At 48.0% G+C, this 16045-nt stretch carries 19 protein-coding genes and 2 pseudogenes; 11 read left to right on the forward strand and 10 right to left on the reverse strand.

Annotation, left to right across the window (positions count from 1 at the left end; all coding sequences use genetic code 11):
• The 5 genes from CMR00_11805 to CMR00_11825 all read right to left on the reverse strand — a co-directional run.
• On the reverse strand, positions 1-930 hold a 930-nt coding region (locus CMR00_11805), incomplete at its 3' end, for a hypothetical protein (protein ID PIO47155.1).
• A 185-nt stretch (positions 931-1115) separates the two neighbouring features.
• Positions 1116-1373, reverse strand: coding sequence for a bacteriochlorophyll c-binding protein (locus tag CMR00_11810; protein ID PIO47156.1), 258 nt, complete (start codon positions 1371-1373; stop codon positions 1116-1118).
• A gap of 71 nt (positions 1374-1444) precedes the next feature.
• Positions 1445-1795 (reverse strand): hypothetical protein, encoded by a 351-nt coding sequence (locus tag CMR00_11815; protein ID PIO47157.1) that lies wholly within the window; start codon positions 1793-1795, stop codon positions 1445-1447.
• Between the two features lie 50 nt (positions 1796-1845).
• Complete coding sequence (locus tag CMR00_11820) at positions 1846-2301, reverse strand: chlorosome protein C (GenBank protein ID PIO47158.1); 456 nt, start codon at positions 2299-2301, stop codon at positions 1846-1848.
• A 52-nt stretch (positions 2302-2353) separates the two neighbouring features.
• The gene (locus CMR00_11825) at positions 2354-3574 is read right to left on the reverse strand and encodes an arsenic-transporting ATPase (GenBank protein ID PIO47159.1); all 1221 of its coding nucleotides are present in this window, start codon (positions 3572-3574) and stop codon (positions 2354-2356) included.
• Between the two features lie 495 nt (positions 3575-4069).
• Here CMR00_11825 and CMR00_11830 point away from each other — a divergent pair, with 495 nt between their 5' ends.
• The 8 genes from CMR00_11830 to CMR00_11865 are packed head-to-tail and all read left to right on the forward strand — an operon-like array spanning position 4070 to position 8219.
• A complete protein-coding gene (locus CMR00_11830) occupies positions 4070-4783 on the forward strand; it encodes a hypothetical protein (protein ID PIO47160.1) in 714 nt (237 codons plus the stop codon).
• Positions 4784-4804: 21 nt separating this feature from the next.
• The gene (mtnA, locus tag CMR00_11835) at positions 4805-5890 is read left to right on the forward strand and encodes an S-methyl-5-thioribose-1-phosphate isomerase (protein ID PIO47161.1); all 1086 of its coding nucleotides are present in this window, start codon (positions 4805-4807) and stop codon (positions 5888-5890) included.
• A 12-nt stretch (positions 5891-5902) separates the two neighbouring features.
• Positions 5903-6193, forward strand: coding sequence for a hypothetical protein (locus tag CMR00_11840; protein ID PIO47162.1), 291 nt, complete (start codon positions 5903-5905; stop codon positions 6191-6193).
• Positions 6133-6678, forward strand: a complete 546-nt coding sequence (locus CMR00_11845) for a hypothetical protein (protein PIO47163.1) — start codon at positions 6133-6135, stop codon at positions 6676-6678. Before CMR00_11840 ends, CMR00_11845 begins: the two co-directional genes overlap by 61 nt.
• A gap of 3 nt (positions 6679-6681) precedes the next feature.
• Positions 6682-6906: a gas vesicle protein GvpG gene (locus CMR00_11850; GenBank protein ID PIO47164.1), complete on the forward strand. Its 225-nt coding sequence runs from the start codon at positions 6682-6684 to the stop codon at positions 6904-6906.
• Positions 6903-7691 carry a hypothetical protein gene (locus CMR00_11855; GenBank protein PIO47165.1) on the forward strand — a complete coding sequence of 263 codons (789 nt, stop codon included), beginning with the start codon at positions 6903-6905 and terminating at the stop codon, positions 7689-7691. Before CMR00_11850 ends, CMR00_11855 begins: the two co-directional genes overlap by 4 nt.
• Positions 7688-7894, forward strand: coding sequence for a gas vesicle protein (locus tag CMR00_11860; GenBank protein ID PIO47166.1), 207 nt, complete (start codon positions 7688-7690; stop codon positions 7892-7894). Before CMR00_11855 ends, CMR00_11860 begins: the two co-directional genes overlap by 4 nt.
• The gene (locus tag CMR00_11865; protein ID PIO47167.1) at positions 7887-8219 is read left to right on the forward strand and encodes a gas vesicle protein K; all 333 of its coding nucleotides are present in this window, start codon (positions 7887-7889) and stop codon (positions 8217-8219) included. Before CMR00_11860 ends, CMR00_11865 begins: the two co-directional genes overlap by 8 nt.
• A gap of 74 nt (positions 8220-8293) precedes the next feature.
• Here CMR00_11865 and CMR00_11870 read toward each other — a convergent pair whose 3' ends face one another.
• The 5 genes and pseudogenes from CMR00_11870 to CMR00_11890 form a co-directional block, all read right to left on the reverse strand.
• The gene (locus CMR00_11870; GenBank protein ID PIO47168.1) at positions 8294-9781 is read right to left on the reverse strand and encodes a sodium:solute symporter; all 1488 of its coding nucleotides are present in this window, start codon (positions 9779-9781) and stop codon (positions 8294-8296) included.
• Positions 9781-10500, reverse strand: a complete 720-nt coding sequence (locus tag CMR00_11875) for a hypothetical protein (protein PIO47169.1) — start codon at positions 10498-10500, stop codon at positions 9781-9783. Before CMR00_11875 ends, CMR00_11870 begins: the two co-directional genes overlap by 1 nt.
• Positions 10501-10526: 26 nt before the next feature.
• A complete protein-coding gene (locus CMR00_11880; GenBank protein PIO47170.1) occupies positions 10527-11474 on the reverse strand; it encodes a tRNA (adenosine(37)-N6)-dimethylallyltransferase MiaA in 948 nt (315 codons plus the stop codon).
• A gap of 6 nt (positions 11475-11480) precedes the next feature.
• Positions 11481-11753: a hypothetical protein gene (locus tag CMR00_11885; GenBank protein PIO47171.1), complete on the reverse strand. Its 273-nt coding sequence runs from the start codon at positions 11751-11753 to the stop codon at positions 11481-11483.
• 297 nt (positions 11754-12050) lie between these two features.
• Positions 12051-12900 (reverse strand): annotated as a pseudogene (locus CMR00_11890) (NAD(+) kinase).
• Between CMR00_11890 and CMR00_11895 the strand changes: the two are divergent.
• From CMR00_11895 to rnr, 3 genes and pseudogenes are all read left to right on the forward strand, one after another.
• Complete coding sequence (locus tag CMR00_11895) at positions 12836-13252, forward strand: hypothetical protein (protein PIO47172.1); 417 nt, start codon at positions 12836-12838, stop codon at positions 13250-13252. The pseudogene CMR00_11890 and the gene CMR00_11895 sit on opposite strands and share 65 nt — an antisense overlap.
• Complete coding sequence (locus tag CMR00_11900; protein ID PIO47173.1) at positions 13201-13605, forward strand: hypothetical protein; 405 nt, start codon at positions 13201-13203, stop codon at positions 13603-13605. The genes CMR00_11895 and CMR00_11900 overlap by 52 nt, the downstream gene beginning before the upstream one ends.
• 8 nt (positions 13606-13613) lie before the next feature.
• Positions 13614-15991, forward strand: a pseudogene (gene rnr, locus CMR00_11905) (ribonuclease R).
• The last annotated feature ends 54 nt before the right edge of the window (positions 15992-16045 follow it).

Genomic DNA, 16045 nt, shown 5'->3' on the forward strand with positions numbered 1-16045 from the left:
ATTTTGTGTCTCCTTGCTCTTTGCAATGTTTTGCAAAAGTTCATTGACCGCTAAGACCGCATTGGAGAAGCGCTCGGGCATGCTCGTCAAATCTTTTTTGGCTTGTTCGCGGTATTCTTTAGGAATGGCATTCAGCATATCGCGCACGATGGCTTCTGCGCGCCGCATGGAAATCGCGTCAAAGTTTCCTGTTGAGAAGGGATAACGTGGCTCGTTACGCAGAAATTCTGCCGAGTATCCTCGCATATCATGTGCAGCGCCGCTGTAGCCATATCCGCCTTGCGAGGCAGCAGTGCCCTCTTGAGCACTGGCGCGCATTTGCTTCATGCGTTCTAACAAGCTATCGCCATAGATGCGTGTAAAGTTTGACATCATCGTAGGAAATGGAGCAAGATCCGGTTCAGGTTCTGGTTCAACGAGCACGAACGGTTTCATCTCGACCACTGTCTTAGCCTGCTCGAGCAGTTTAGCGGCTAGGTCATCAGGAATTTCGCCTAAAAAACTTTTGCCAAGTGCTGCTTCAATTTCACTTTCAAGCGTGAAGTGTAGAAGCATCAACGTTTTAACTTCACTGAGTGGCACAAAATCAAAGATGAGATAAAGCGGGTCTTTGCCTGCGCGTGAAATTGTAAAATTCAGGGTAGCGAAATCTTGGTCTTTTTCGCGCGTGTCAATAGAGACTGCGCCTAAGTTAAATCGATCCAGATAGTCTTTGCTGATGCCGCGCGCCCAGAGGTAGACGGACTTGTTGGAGAAAATTAAATAGTCGTGAAAGGATAGACCGCCAACGCGTTCATTTTTAGCTTCGTAGAAAATCCCGTCAAAAAAGGCAATCGGCTCTTCGGTGGCACGCAGGAGTTTCTTGGTGAAAAACTCTTTAATGTGAGCTGCGTCGGTATGCCTGGCGGCATAGAGATTGACTTCGTTCATAGTTACTCCTTACTGCATTTGTGGTTGCGTAAAGTCCTCTTGGGCTTAGCGCATAACTTGTGGCATGTCGGCGCAGGGTGCATGACGCTCTGCGTGAGCAGAGCAGTGATGCAAAGATGCAGCAAAGCAGCAGTGCAGGTAGGGTTGAGCCTCATCGCACCGCTGCTTGCGTGCAAATCGCTGCGTTACTTGCTAAATCGCTCCGTGATTTCTTTATCACGTGCAGCGGTTGCGCCTGATTGTGCAAACGGCGATGAGCCGCGTATCATGCCACTTCCGCCTGTCAAGCCGCCATAAAGATTTTGATTCAGACGCAGGGTACCTTTGGCGAGGGCATCAAAGATTTGCCCGCCTGTGTACCAGTGTCCTTCAAACATGTACTCTGAAATGCGTCCAATGCTGATGAGTACATCAGTAATGACGCCGCCTCCACCTGCTGGCATAGTTTGTTTCCTCCTAAGATTTAGTTAGTAGAATTCTACCAATGAAAAAGAACAGGTACTACAACATGGTTCTATGCGCCTTCACCGTTGTCAGGAGCAGCTTTCGCTGCCGCTTTTGGTGCAGGCTTGACGGGAATCGTCGCCGATTTCTTTTCTGCAGCGGGTGCATCGCTCGCACGAACCACTTTGTCGGTACGCACATTCAGACCAAGAATAGCGTCAAGCGATTTTGCCCCAAGTTTTTCGCTAGCACCTGGACGAGTAAAGTCTGCAAAACCGTAACTCGTATCAGCAATCGCCTGAAACGTGTTCGTGAGCGTATGAAAAACCGTATCAATCGCGCCCAGCACCAAGAATGTAGCTTGCTCGGCGAGGTCCATCTTCTTGAACTCTTGCTCGAATTTGGCTTTGTCTAATGCCATAGTGTGCTCTGTCCTTTCTAGGTTTCAATTCATTTCATACCTCAGACGACTTAGGCTTTTGCCTTATCATCTTTTTTAGGCTCTTCTCGCTTCGTGGCTTGCGAAACCGTCTTTTGCACAGTGTCGACGACATTAGCGGTAACCTCGGTGGCTTTAGTGGCAACATCACCAACGGTTTTTGCCACATCCACCGTTACGGCATCGACGCTCTTTGCCACATCTTTGACGACTGTGCCAGCGGCTTTTGTGGCATCTTTAACGGTGATCACAACGCGATTGACGGTTTGCGCCGTAGCATCAGAGGCGGTGCCACCCGATACGCCAAAGTTCTGTGCCACGGAACCCACCACATTAGATGCGCTTTCAACGACATCACCAATTAAATTCAGCGTACCTACAATGCCTGACTGAACAGTCATCACACTTGCTTCAGCAAGAAACGCTACCCGATTAGGTAAATCGAGTTGTTTAAATTCTTCGCGAAGTTTTTGATACGATTCCGTCATGGTTTGCTTCTCCTTTTGAAGTTGTTTTAAGGTTTGTAACGCCGATTAAAGCTTACACGGCATTGCTAAGTGAAATCTCGCTCGCATTAGGACTAGAAGAATTGGCTACGAATGGAATGACGAGCCATTTATCGCGTAGCGAGGCGTCTCCGGGCTCTACGCCCGTCAGAGCAATCGGCAGGGTTAAGACCTTGCGCTGATTGCCCAACTGAATAAAGAGTTCATCGCCTGAGACCCAACTATCAATTTCATCAGGATTGGCAAATGGCAGTTTCAGCATCACTTCAAAAGTATCCCCATTACGCGCGAAGCGAATGGGCGACTCGCAATACATCATCTCTGCTGGATTTTGCTCACCGTAGATGTCATATGCCAAGCGCTCCAGAGCCTGCAAGCCCACGACTTCATCATCGTAGAGTCGCGCTTTGCGAATTGGCAAGGGCGCAAAGGCTTCATCAATTTCACGCAAGTAACGTTGCTGCACACCTTTCCACTTCTCAAGGTAGCCGCTGCTTTCACGCTCATCGAGCAGCTTATTGACCACCACCATATCAACCTTGAAGCCATAGAGATTGAGATACGTCAAGGCACGCATGGTTTCTTTGATGACCATTTTCTCGGCATTCATCACCAGACGCACTGAGGCCGTTTGGGGATCAGAGAGAATGCCTTTGATGCTCTCGAGTTCTTCGAACATGCGGTCCACGGTTTGCATCACTTCTTCTTTGGGCACGAAGGTTTGCAGTTTGTCCGACATCTTAGCAAGCGGGCGCGCTACAGGCTTGAGCACGAATTTTTCCACCAACCGCGCAGCTTTGACGCCCCATGTGAGCATTTCTGGCAACGAAAGCAGGCGAAGTGTCTCGCCCGTTGGCGCCGTGTCTAAAATGAGCGCATCATATTTGCCTGACTGCTTGTAGCGTTTGACGCGCATCAGTGAAAAAAGCTCTTCCATGCCAGGCAAAATGGTCATTTCATCGACCATAATCCCTTGCGCACCTTGTGCCATCAAGATGCCAGCAAAGTATTGCTGTACAATCTCCCAATTGTCTTTAAGATCAACATAAGCGTTGACTTCAATGGCATAAAGATTTTCTCGCACTCGCTTAACTTCTGAGGAGAGCGGTACATCAAAAGAATCAGATAAACTATGCGCTGGGTCAGTCGACATCACCAGCGTCTTCAAGCCAAGTTCAGATAGGCGCAGCGCTGTGGCAGCTGCCACACTCGTCTTTCCTACGCCACCCTTACCGGTAAAGGTTATCACTCTCATACTTCTCTCTGGCAGTTGAATGTTTTTTTGCGCACCGAGCCTTAACCCTAATGCGCATGACTTCTTTTCAGATATTCGCTCAAGATGCAGTTACACTTCACATAAGCACACTGGCAGCCGTCACAACAAATTTTTCAGAAGTCAAATCGGACACGCCGACCGCCACAACAATTTTTCAGAAATAAATTAGCCGTTCTTTTTTCGCCAGCCAATGAAAAAATGCTGGAGAGCAGCGGTTTTGCCTGATTCTCCAAGCGCCGCTAAACCTTGTATTTACAAGTGATTTCAGATAGTGAAACTGTAAATCGACCAAATCGACTTTTCAAAGCTAGGCTTACGATTTTGCTCTGACCATGAGTGCAATTGGATTTTGCAGTCGCATCGGAGTAGTTGGCATGAGCTTAAGGGTAAGGAAAGTGAAAGAGGGTTATTTCATTTGTGTGCTAAATTTCGCTGCTAGTGCAAGCTCGATCACGCAACTTTGATAACCGAGATATGACAATTACTGCAATGACCGCTCAAGCCTACCGCCCCGAGCGTATCAAGCTCTTCATTGATGGAGAGTATCGCTTTTCGCTCTCGCTGAAGCTTGTCGCATCGCTAGGCTTGAAAGTGGGACAGCAGCTCAGCGCAGAAGAAACCGCAACGCTGCAAACCGCTGCTGCGCTCGATGACGCACAAAATGCGATGTATGCAATGCTGGCGCGCCGTGCGCACAGTCGCAAAGAACTGACACAAAAACTGCGACGCAAAGGCTTTGCTGATGAGACAATTGCGCAGGCTCTGCAAAAGGCGGAGGCACAGGGTCTGATTGACGATCAAGCCTTTGCAGAAACATTCGTGCGTCGACGTCGGCGACAAACTGAGCTTGGGACGCGCAAACTCCAAGCGGAACTCTATCAGAAAGGTATCTCGCGTCATATTGTCCAGCGTACATTATCCGACATGGAAAAGGATGAGGAGGCGCTCTGCTACGCTGCTGCTGAAAAAAAGTGGAAGCGTTGCAAAAAGAACCTGATGCACAAAAACGCCGACGCAAACTATTCGACTTTCTGCTGCGGCGCGGGTTTGAGTGGGAGGTTATTCAGCGCGCAACAGCTACATTGCTGCGCGCAAATGATGCGGAACATTAGACATATTTTGCCCATCTTGAACAGGGCTTTGCAAAATGCGTTGTGCTGTTGCACATTGCAGTGTTGCGTAACTTAAGTTCGCAAACGATTACAAAATATGATTCAAGCCATTTCCTTTGAGCATCGTCGGCTCACATATCTCGACCAGCGTTTTTTGCCGCTCAAAGAAAGCTATGTGCATACCAAAGACTACCGCAAAGCAATTGATGCTATCAAAACGCTGGCAATTCGTGGTGCGCCGCTGATTGGCATCGCAGCAGGCTATGCTGTGGTATTGGCTCTGGCGGCTTACAAAGGCAAAAAAAGCGCCCTCAAAAAGTACTTCCATCGTGTCCTGTCCGAAATTAACGCGGCCCGTCCAACCGCAGTAAATCTGTTCTGGGCGACAGCACGCATGCGCACCGTCTTTGAGCGCAGCTTTGATGAGCATGACATTCCTGCCATCGTCGAGGCACTCAGTGCTGAAGCCAAAGCCATTCATCAAGCTGAAATTGAAAACTGTGCTGCAATTGCACGCTATGGTGTGGAGATTCTACGCCGAGATTTTGCACACGTGCTGCGCTATCAACGCCTGACCGTACTCACACACTGCAATACAGGCACGCTTGCTACAGGCGGTATTGGCACAGCACTGGGTGTCATCAAACAGGCTTACCTTGAAGGTCTGATTGAGAAAGTCTATGTCTCTGAAACACGTCCGCTCTTGCAGGGGTTGCGCCTAACAACATTTGAGCTTGAAAAGGAAGAAATTCCTTATGAGGTCATTTCGGATTCATCTGCGGGGTTTCTGTTTCAGCGCGAGATGATTGATTTTGTCATCACCGGTGCCGACCGCATTGCCGCTAATGGCGATACTGCCAACAAAATCGGCACATACACACATGCAGTTCAGGCTGCATTTCATCGTCGGCGACTTTACATTGCCGCGCCACTCTCAACGTTCGATCTTTCGCTATCAACAGGGGCTAATATCGTCATTGAACGGCGCGATGGCTCAGAGCTGACCTCAATTTATGGGCGTAGAGTTGCCCCATCGAAAACACCAGTATTGAATTACGCTTTTGATATTACACCTGCATCGCTGATCTCCGCAATCATTACCGATAAAGGGGTCTGCGAGCCTGATTTCAAGCACTCAATTGCTCGCTTGAGCGTACAATCAAACGCTTATCAGCACGACTAAACGTTCTGAAAAATGAATGGTCGCTACATCTACGCTATTGTGCTCGTGCCAGCACCAGATTCATGCTACGGCATGCCGCCAACGTCGCTCGGTCAAACCGGTATCGGCGGACGCGGCGATGAAGTCTATCTTCTTTCTTATCGTGATATCGGAGCCTTCATCAGTGCCTCACCTACTGAGCCATACACGCTCTCACGTGAAAATATGCTGGCGCACGAACGCACACTTGAAGCGCTGCTCAAATACTATACGCTGCTACCTATGCAATTTTCTACCATCGCGGAAAGCAAGATGCTGTGCTGACACTCTTGGAACGAGAGTATGAGCGTTTCCGTACGATGCTCGAAAACTTACAAGGCAAAAAAGAACTGGGTCTGAAAGCCATTTTTTATGATTCCATTTTTCAAGACATTTTGCAGAGCAATGCAGACATTCAGCGCCGTAAAATGGAATTAGAGCGCACAAGCGTCTCGCAAGCGGCGTTGATTGAAATTGGTAAAATGGTCGAAGCTGCACTTGAGGCAGAAAAGCGTAGGTATCGCGAAGAAATTCTGGCGCATCTGCGTCCGCTGGCACTGCAAACTGTAGAAAACAAACTCATTGGCGAGAAGATGCTGCTCAATGCAGCGTTTCTTGTTGCAGCATCCGAAGAAGAACGCTTTGATCAAAAAGTCAATGATATTAGCGAGAGCTTTGGCAAGAAAATAAAGTTCAAATACGTGGGCACGCTGCCGCCGTATAACTTTGCGCGCCTGTCGCTCTCGCTGAGTGTGTCAAAGGAGGGCTAAGCGATGTTTCTCATTGACGACCTTTTGCTCTTACCGTTTTCTGCACTCAAAGGCATCGCGGAAGCTATTGATGAGCAAGTTCAAAAGGAAACTAGTGATACAGCAAAAATTCAGGAGAAGCTCATGGAGTTGCAGTTCCGATTCGAAATGGATGAGATTGACGAAGAAGAATACTCTCGACGTGAAGCCGAGTTGCTAGCACAACTTGAACGCGCAAGAAAACGATGAGTGAGCACTTGATTTACCTCTATGCTGTAACTGATTCGCCTGATGTGCTGCCAGAGACACGCGCGCTGCCCATACGCATGCTCTTTGCGGTACTGACCGAAGTGCCTGCCAAAGAGTTTAGCCAAGAGGCTCTAAAAAAAAATTTCCGTGATCTTTCTTGGGTAGAGCGCTATGCAAGAAAACATGAAAGCGTGATAGATGCACTCATGCAGCGTGCTACCGTTGTGCCCTGCCGATTCCCAACTTTGTTCTATTCGGAGTCTTCAGTAGCAGAATTTGTGGAGCAAAATTATGATGCGCTGGCAGCACTACTTGAAAAATTGCGCGGCAAAGAAGAATGGGGTATAAAAATTTATGCCCATCCTGAGCTTTTCTGTGATGCGATAGCTAAAGACCCAGCGCTGCAAGAACTTGATGCACAAATTTCCACAGCCACACAGGGCAAAGCCTTTTTGCTCAAAAAGCGCCGACAAGAACTGTTAGAAGAGCTACTGCTGCGCCGTCGACAAGAAGCCGTGCAACAGGCAGTGAGCCGATTGCAAACTTTTGCCATTGAAATGAAATTCAATGCCCTTTTGCCCAAAGAAGTGACCGAGCGCAACGAAGAGATGATTCTCAATGCAGCTTTGCTCATTGAAAGCGCTAAAACAGAGACTTTCCTAGAAGAAGTAGAGCGACTGAGAGCAGAACTGTCTGCGCAAGGCATTTACCTTGAGCCAAGCGGTGCATGGGCTGCTTACAACTTCTGCAGATTGCCACAACCAAATAAAGCAAACATGCTATGACGCGTTACAAGAACGTCTCACTGGCTGAATTGTTGGATGTCATTTTAGACAAAGGCGTTGTCATCAGCGGCGATATTTTTATCTCTATTGCAGGCATTGAACTTGTTTATGTAGATTTGCGCGTGCTGGTCGGCTCACTTGAAACCATTCAGCGGCTGCGCAGCGGCATTTCATCCCAACTGACTTCACCCAGCCATGATTAAAGAACCTTCAGCACAAGAACTTTCAGTATCGTTGCAAGACACCCTTCGCACAGGCATCTTACCCAAGCAACTTGACCTAACCCCTCAAACCGTTGAACAGGGTCTGGGACAACTGGTTTTGACGATTGTAGATGTGCTTCGCATGGTGATGGAAAAACAAGCCATACGCCGAATAGAATCGGGAACACTGACGGAGCAAGAAATTGAGCAGCTCGGACTCACGTTGATGAAGTTAGAGGAGAAAATTGAAGAACTCTGTGCTGTCTTCGGCATTGAGCGTAAAGACCTCAACATCAACTTAGGCGAACTTGGCAATTTGCTCTAAAAACAAGGCTTGCATCACTTGCTTTGCCTGATGCTCTGTTTCACAAGTTGCCTTTTGATGAAGGCACTGCGCAGTCATTTTGATATCATCTCTGGCTTGAAAAAGCGCGATAAGGTTTGGGCAGTAATAAGTGTTACAATCAATCCGATGAGGGTGTAGAGTGTCCAAGCAAGTTGAGTTTGCGTGATGACAAACGTCATAACAGCGATGCTCGCAAGAAATGCAAGCGTTGCAGCGCGGCTGTCAATGTGCTCAAAGAAGATGCAGAGGAAAAAAATGCCCAGCAAGCCGCCATAGGTGAAAGATGCAATGCTCAGCGCAACTTCCACAACCGATTTACCAAGCCCAAGATACGCAATAGCAGAGAGCGTCAGCAGCAGCGACCAAACGAAGCTAATGAGTTTGGAGAGTTTGAGTTTTTCTTTTGGTGTAGCGCGCTTACCATGTGCTGTAGCGGCATAAAGGTCAAAGACAGTTGAACTTGCAATAGCATTGATGGAACTTGAAAGTGTCGACATTGCCGCTGAAAGCATGGCAGCAATGACAAGACCTGCTATGCCACTGGGTAAGCCTGAGACGATAAATTTCGGGAAAACTTCATCGCTGCGCATTGCGGCACCGCCATAGAGTGCATGCAGCAAAACACCAATGAAGAGAAATAAAGCAAATTGCACGAGGACAATCATCCCACTGATGATAACGGCTTTTTGGGCACTGCGCAGTTGATCGGTTGCAAATAGCCGCTGCACGATAATGTAATCTGTGCCATGCGATGCCATAGAAAGCATCGCTCCGCCGATAAGCGCAAGGAAAAATTGGTAGGGCGATGAAAAGAAATTTTGCAGACTAAAGTTAAAGAGCGCGAATTTGCCTTGTGCATAAGCGTCTGAGAGTGCAGCAGGCAGTGAGGGCAGTTTTTCACTAATCAGCAGTGCCGCAAGAGCGCCACCGAGTATGTAAATGAAAAGTTGTACGAGGTCGGTCCAGATGACAGCACGCACGCCACCAAACTGTACATAAATCAGGGTAGCGAAGGCAATTGCCGCAATCGTGCTAACATAGAGCACAGCATCTGGTACTTCAGAGAACAGGCTATAGCCACGAAAGATAGCTACGACAGGAATAGCAGTGGCATAAAGTCGCACGCCATCAGCAAAAATGCGTGTGATGATGAAAACAACTGACGCAATGCGCCGCGTGTTTGCACCGAAACGTTCTTCAAGCAGCGCATAAACCGTTGTCAAGTTGCCTTTGTAGTAGCGTGGCAAAAGCAAGTAGGCGACACCGATGCGTCCAATGATGTAGCCAAACACCAGTTGCAAAAAATTAAAATTACCTTGATAGGCAATGCCAGGCACAGAAATAAAGGTCAATGAAGAGGTTTCAGTGGCGACAATTGAGAGCGAGACTACAAGCCAATGAATTTTTTTCTCAGAAAGAAAATAATCTTGCGCTGACTGTTGTTTGCCGCCCTTGAAGAGACCGAACACAATGACTCCGACAAGGTAAAGCACAACGACCGTCCAATCCAGAGCTGAAAACAGATTCATCGTTGTGCGCACTATGCTTTAGATTTTTTCTTGCTTTTAGCTTTGGCAGTGGAAGTTTTAGAGCTGGGGGTTTTCTTGGTCTTGCTGGATGTTGCCTTTTTGGATTTGTTCGTTGCTTTGGCTTTGGTAGAGGTGCGTTTTGCTGAAGTACGTTTGGAGGACTTTTTCTTTTGTTTCGGCTCCTCTTCTTCCGAAAGCTCTATCTCTTCGACTTCATCTATGGGTATATCAAGTTCGGCAAGGCTAGCATCGCTAATTTCGGGAATGTCGTCTAAGAAGTCTTCGCTATCATCGACATCGGCATCGAGGTTAGATTTAGACGCAGCGGACGTGGGAGTGTCTGAGAGTTCATCGAGTTCATCGTCTGTGGGCTCATCATCCGTTTCTACGGTCTCGAGATTGTTAAGTACATCTTGCACGGAGTTGAAAATGTAGAGTTGCTTATCGAGATGCGTCATCTTAAGCAAATCGCGTACAGGCTCGCGCACACCGATAAAAGCTGCAAAGCCGTCGTGTGCCAGTGTTGTACGATGCGCCAGCAACAAGGCGCCAATGCCACTCGAGTCAATGCCTTGTACTTGACCAAGGTCAATAATTAGATATTTCTCACCTTCAGCTTCAATGAGCAGAGCGAGTTTGGATTTAAGATGTGGAGCAATTGCAGCATCAAGACGTTTTTCTTGAAGCCTCAGAATGGTGAGACCTTTCTTGTGTTCAACTGTCAGTTTCATTGATAGAGAAAGTCAGTTCTAAAAAATTAGCGATTGAATATAGAAATAACTCTTTGCTGTGCAAATGCAGTGTCTTGCTCTGTTTGTGGTGCATCGATCCAAGTGACTTTGAATTTATTTCTAAAAAAAGTGAGTTGGCGTTTGGCATAGTTGCGTGTATGCTGTTTGATTAACGCAAGTGTTTCTGCAAGCGCTCGCTTGCCACGAAAATGCGCGAAGAGCTCTTTATATCCAACTGTTTCCAAGGCATTGATTTTTTTACTTTGATGCGTGTGCCCAAAGCGCTCATAGAGCATGCGGGCTTCATCTATAAGCCCTTGCTTAACCATAGTGTCTACACGCTGATTGATGCGCTCGTAGAGCGTCTCGCGCGGCATGTCTAAACCAACGAAGACAAACTCAAATGGGGCGGGTTGCAAGTGTTGTTTGAGCTCGGAGAGTTTTCGACCTGTGATTTCAATAACTTCAAGGCTACGAATAAGCCGCTGTGTTTTGGTAGGGTCAAGCGTTTGAGCTTGTTCGGGGTCAAGTGCTTGCAGACGGGCATAGAGTGCTTCTTTGCCAAGTGTTGCAAGTTCTGCATAAAGGCGCTGGCGGATGTCAGGATGGCTTTTGGGCAGTTCTGCAAAGCCTTGCGTGAGCCCTTGCAAATACAGCGTGGAGCCACCGACCACCAGCGGCATTTTACCGCGTGCAAACACATCGGCAAGGCGCGCGCGTGCATCCACCATAAAGGCACCAGCATCGTACGCCGTAGGCAAAGAAAGCTCATTGATAAAGTGATGCGGCACGCGTGCAAGCTCGTCAGCAGAAGGTTTTGCCGTACCAATCGTAAGTTCACGATAAATTTGGCGCGAGTCAGCAGAAATGATTTCTGCGTCCAAGGCTGAAGCAAGGCGCAGCGACAAAGCTGTCTTCCCCGAGGCGGTTGCGCCAATCAACACAAGGACTTTCGGCAACGCAGATTGCGACACCTCAGACTACTTTGAGAGCAATTCTTCCAAATCTTTTTCCCAACTGACGCTCGGCACCTCCACGATTCGACCGTGCTCCTTACCGGCTTTGAGCACAATCAGCGTGGGTACACGCTTAATCTGAAATTTTTCGGCTGTGCCTGTCTCCTCGCGCTTTTTGCGGTCGACCCCGTAGAGTGTGGTGCGTGTCGTCTCAATGTTAGCAGCTCGAAAGACCTTGTAAATTTTGGGAATCCCATCACGACTGTCGCCACACCAACTGCCCCCAAAATCAGAAATGAAATTTCTGGATTGGCAGCCAGCACTCTAAGACGCTGTACCGCAAGGCTATCGAGCGCATAGTCGTCGGCACGATAATCCTCCCAATGCGCTGAGGTTTGCCAGCCTTCCCAAGAACACGCCCCTAAGACCATGTCTTGTTGCGGGGAACTTGGTGCTGTCTGCTGCACGGTGCGGCAGCCCTGCGTATGGAAAAGAAGCAAGAGCGACAGCGATATGCTCAGACAAATAGAGCTAGATGACTTGAAGTGAGAGAGGCGTGCTGCTCTAAATGAGGGGCGTATAGCCTTGCAGGCGTTAGAGATACTCTTTGCCCCAAAGAAATTTTTGACGAAGAACATCATAGTAGTTGCGTTTTTCATTTGCGATGATGCTGACGCCAATATCGGCTTTGCGAATATGCACATGTGCCTGTGTAGAGAGTTTGAGTTGTTGACTGCCATCACAATTTAGCACGAAGCCTTCATCGGGTGTTTCTACTGAGAGTTCTATTTGCTTGTCTTCACTGACCACGATAGGGCGCACCGTAAGCATGTGCGGACAAATTGGCGTGATGACAAATACTCTGGATTTCGGTACGATGATAGGACCGCCTGCTGACATAGAATAAGCCGTCGACCCCGTTGAGGTGGAGACAATTAAGCCATCGGCGCGATAATCGCTGACCAGATGCCCATCAATGCGCATGGAAATGGTCGGCACACGCGGATAGCTACCACGCTCAAGAATGACGTCGTTCAGGGCACGCAAGATCTTTTTTTTTCTTGCCAATTTTGACTGTAGCCTCAAGTTGTGTGCGTGTCTCGAGCGAGAAATTTTTTTTGAGCACACGCTCAATAGCAGGATACATTTCCTCGACGGTAAATTCAGCAAGAAAGCCCAGTCGACCCAGATTAACGCCAAGAATCGGCTTGCTATCAGCATAGCGTGCCAGACGCAGCAGTGTGCCATCGCCACCGAGCGAGAGCAAAATGTCACTTTTTTTACTGAGCAATTCAAGACTTGAGCGGCGTTTTTCACCTAAAATTTTTGCAGCATTTTTTTCTACAACAAAATCAATCTGCCGCTCTTTGAACCACTGAATGAGTGATTCAGAGACGCTAAGTGCGTCGGCACGTAAAGTGTTGATGCTTAATCCAAAGGTCATGCGCGGAATTTTAGCCGCAAATATACGCCAAGATTTCACAACGCTTAATTTCGTGCGTAATTTGCATCACGAATATCTGTCAATGGTGCTACACGCAGAAAATCTTCAAAAGCGCTACGATAGGCAGTGTGTCTTCGAGCGTCTTTCCTTTGAAGTCCGTTCAGGGGAAAGTCTGGCAATTCAAGGTGCAAATGGCAGCGGCAAATCTACCTTGATGCGACTGCTTGCAGGGGTTGCAGTGCCAACTCAAGGGCAGGTGACCTACACACAAAACGGCAAGAGACTTGAAAAAACGAACAAATCCGTTACATTGGCTTTGTTGCGCCGTATGTGCAATTCTATGATGAGCTAACAGGACTAGAAAACGTGCTCTTCTCGCTTCGCGCCAAAGGTCTTACACCCAACACAAAACAAATTGAGTGGCTCTTTGAGCACTTTGCTATAACCGCCTCTCGCCAAAAACTTGTTCGCACCTACTCCTCAGGGATGATGCAGCGACTGCGATTTGTTCAAGCCTTTGCTGCCGCACCTCACATTTGCTTACTTGACGAGCCAACAGCAACGCTTGACCAAAGCGGTATTGCGCAATTATGGAATTATCTTCAACAGTGTCGTCCCAACATCATTTTAATCATCGCCAGCAATGACGCCCAAGATATTGCGCAGTGTCAGCGCAAACTCAGCATTGAGGATTTCAAGCCGTGAGGTGAACTATGGCTAAAAAGCGCAAGCAACACAAAAAACACCACGACAAAGGCCCCACGCGCCCTCGACCTGATGATGTCAAGCGTGTGAAAGATTTCCTCATCCGGCAAGGTGAGAAGACCATCGCAGCAGAAATCCTGAACTTTCTTTCTGAAAATGAAGGAAAAGCCTTCCGCTCGCGTGATCTTGCCGCCAAATTGGGCTACTCATCCGATGATGACCTGCCGGGCTTCTGGTATGTCTTGCACAAACTGCACGAGGAAGGCGCTCTCGACAAAGATGCTGACCGCTGCTACACACTTGCCAAAAGTGCAACACCGCTGACCGAGGTCATTCGCGTGCGTGAAGAACTGGCGCTGAGTGCTGAGACAACAGTCGCCCCGTTTGTGCCCCCTGCAAAACAGCGCTTCAAAGTAGGCGAAGTCTACGAAGCACACTGAAAACGCACCCAAATGGATACGGTCTTGTCAGCGTCCCGAATTATGAGGATGAAATTTTCCTGCCTGCAAACGAACTGCGTGAGGTCTTAGACGGTGATCTGGTCAAAGTGCGTGTAACCATGGCACCGCTCGAAGTGCGCGCCGACCGTGAGTCGTTTTCCCGCCGCTTCGAAGGAAAACTCCTTGAGGTGCTTGAGCGCACGCGTACAGAACTGGTCGGTATCCTCAAACGCCGCAATAAACTGTTTCAATTTATTCCCGATAGCAATCGCATCTTACCAGAAATTTTTGTCTCGCTCAAAGATGCCAAAAATGCCCGCGATGGTGAAAAAGTCGTTGTCGGCAAATTGAAGTTCGAAGAAGACGGCGCAATGAGCGCCAAAGTCCTCGAAGTGCTTGGCAAGGCAGGAGAGTCTGCCGTAGAAGTTACAGCAATTGCGCGCTCACTGGGCATTGATGCCACATTTCCCAAAAGTGTACTTGCCGAAGCTAACAAAATCAGTGACGCTATCACCGATGAAGACCTTGCAGAGCGCATTGACTATCGTGATAAAATTGTCTTCACCATCGATCCCTTCGACGCCAAAGATTTCGATGACGCACTCTCAATCGAGCTGCAAGATGATGGCAATTATTGCGTCGGCGTGCATATTGCAGATGTCTCGCACTATGTGCGTGAAGGCAGTAAGTTAGATGAAGAAGCACAGCGACGCTCCACATCGGTCTATCTTGTCGACCGTGTCATTCCGATGTTGCCATCCAATCTTTCGGAGAACATCTGTAGCCTGAACCCACATGTCGATAGACTGGCATACTCTGTTTTTTTTACCATGACAAGCTATGGCAAAGTCTTAGACTACCACATTGCGAAAACTGTGATTCATTCACGGCGGCGATTTACTTACGAAGATGTTCAAGCCATCATTGAGTCGGGCAGAGGTGAATTCTACGAGCAGATTCATGCTTTGCACAGGCTCAGTAAAATTCTCAGCAAAGAGCGCTTTGCTAATGGCTCAATTGATTTTGATACCGAAGAAGTTAAGTTCAAACTCGATGAGACGGGCAAGCCTATTGAAGTCATTCGCAAAGTCCGATTGGAGAGTCATCGCCTCATTGAAGAATTTATGCTGCTTGCTAATCGCACCGTAGCAAAGCACATTGCAGAACATTTTCAGACTGAAGAATTAGGCTATCCAAGTGTCTATCGTGTACATGACGCACCGAATCCCGAAAAAATTCGAACCTTAGCCGCATTTGTCAAACGCTTAGGCTATCAGTTGGAACTCAAAAAAAATGCCTTCAACAGCGAAACGGCAACCTCTCAAGCCTTGCGCAAGTTGCTGCATGATGTCAAAGGCACATCAGTAGAATATATGGTCTCGGAAATTGCACTGCGCTGCATGGCGAAAGCTGTTTATTCGCCGAAGAACATTGGACATTACGGTCTTGGCTTTGAGTTCTACACACATTTTACATCGCCAATTCGGCGCTATCCAGACCTTATCACACATCGCTTGCTCTACGAATACGAGACACTGCGCAAGCAACGGCGCAAACTGCCTAAACCGCGTCTGCGAAAACTTAGCGCTCTGATTCCCGCTATTTGTGAGCATGCCAGCGAACAAGAACGCAACGCCACTGAAGCTGAACGCGACTCTATCAAACTCAAACAGGTCGAATACATCTCCGACCATATCGGCAACATCTATTCAGGCGTAATTTCAGGTGTTACAGATTTTGGTATCTATGTGCGGCTTAATGATATGGGTGTCGAAGGCTTGGTGCATATCAAAAATATGACTGACGATTACTACGAGTTTGATGAACGCACGTATTCGCTTGTCGGCAAACGCACACACCGACGCTATCAACTTGGGCAAACCGTGAGAATTAAAGTTCAGTCCGTTGACACCAAACGCCGTACAATTGATTTTCTGCTGGTCTGATGCCCATCTTAGAGCGCATTGTAATTTACCCCATCAAATCGCTGGATGGTGTCT

Origin of the sequence: [Chlorobium] sp. 445 (assembly GCA_002763895.1) — a bacterium.
Classification (GTDB): Bacteria; Bacteroidota; Chlorobiia; order Chlorobiales; family Thermochlorobacteraceae; genus Thermochlorobacter.

Bases quoted from the DNA above. Each gene is read 5' to 3' on its own strand.
- CMR00_11810 (PIO47156.1), bottom strand. From the start codon at position 1,373: ATGCCAGCAGGTGGAGGCGGCGTCATTACTGATGTACTCATCAGCATT.
- CMR00_11815 (PIO47157.1), bottom strand. From the start codon at position 1,795: ATGGCATTAGACAAAGCCAAATTCGAGCAAGAGTTCAAGAAGATGGAC.
- CMR00_11820 (PIO47158.1), bottom strand. From the start codon at position 2,301: ATGACGGAATCGTATCAAAAACTTCGCGAAGAATTTAAACAACTCGAT.
- CMR00_11825 (PIO47159.1), bottom strand. From the start codon at position 3,574: ATGAGAGTGATAACCTTTACCGGTAAGGGTGGCGTAGGAAAGACGAGT.
- CMR00_11830 (PIO47160.1), top strand. From the start codon at position 4,070: ATGACAATTACTGCAATGACCGCTCAAGCCTACCGCCCCGAGCGTATC.
- mtnA (PIO47161.1), top strand. From the start codon at position 4,805: ATGATTCAAGCCATTTCCTTTGAGCATCGTCGGCTCACATATCTCGAC.
- CMR00_11840 (PIO47162.1), top strand. From the start codon at position 5,903: ATGAATGGTCGCTACATCTACGCTATTGTGCTCGTGCCAGCACCAGAT.
- CMR00_11850 (PIO47164.1), top strand. From the start codon at position 6,682: ATGTTTCTCATTGACGACCTTTTGCTCTTACCGTTTTCTGCACTCAAA.
- CMR00_11855 (PIO47165.1), top strand. From the start codon at position 6,903: ATGAGTGAGCACTTGATTTACCTCTATGCTGTAACTGATTCGCCTGAT.
- CMR00_11860 (PIO47166.1), top strand. From the start codon at position 7,688: ATGACGCGTTACAAGAACGTCTCACTGGCTGAATTGTTGGATGTCATT.
- CMR00_11865 (PIO47167.1), top strand. From the start codon at position 7,887: ATGATTAAAGAACCTTCAGCACAAGAACTTTCAGTATCGTTGCAAGAC.
- CMR00_11875 (PIO47169.1), bottom strand. From the start codon at position 10,500: ATGAAACTGACAGTTGAACACAAGAAAGGTCTCACCATTCTGAGGCTT.
- CMR00_11895 (PIO47172.1), top strand. From the start codon at position 12,836: ATGAGTGATTCAGAGACGCTAAGTGCGTCGGCACGTAAAGTGTTGATG.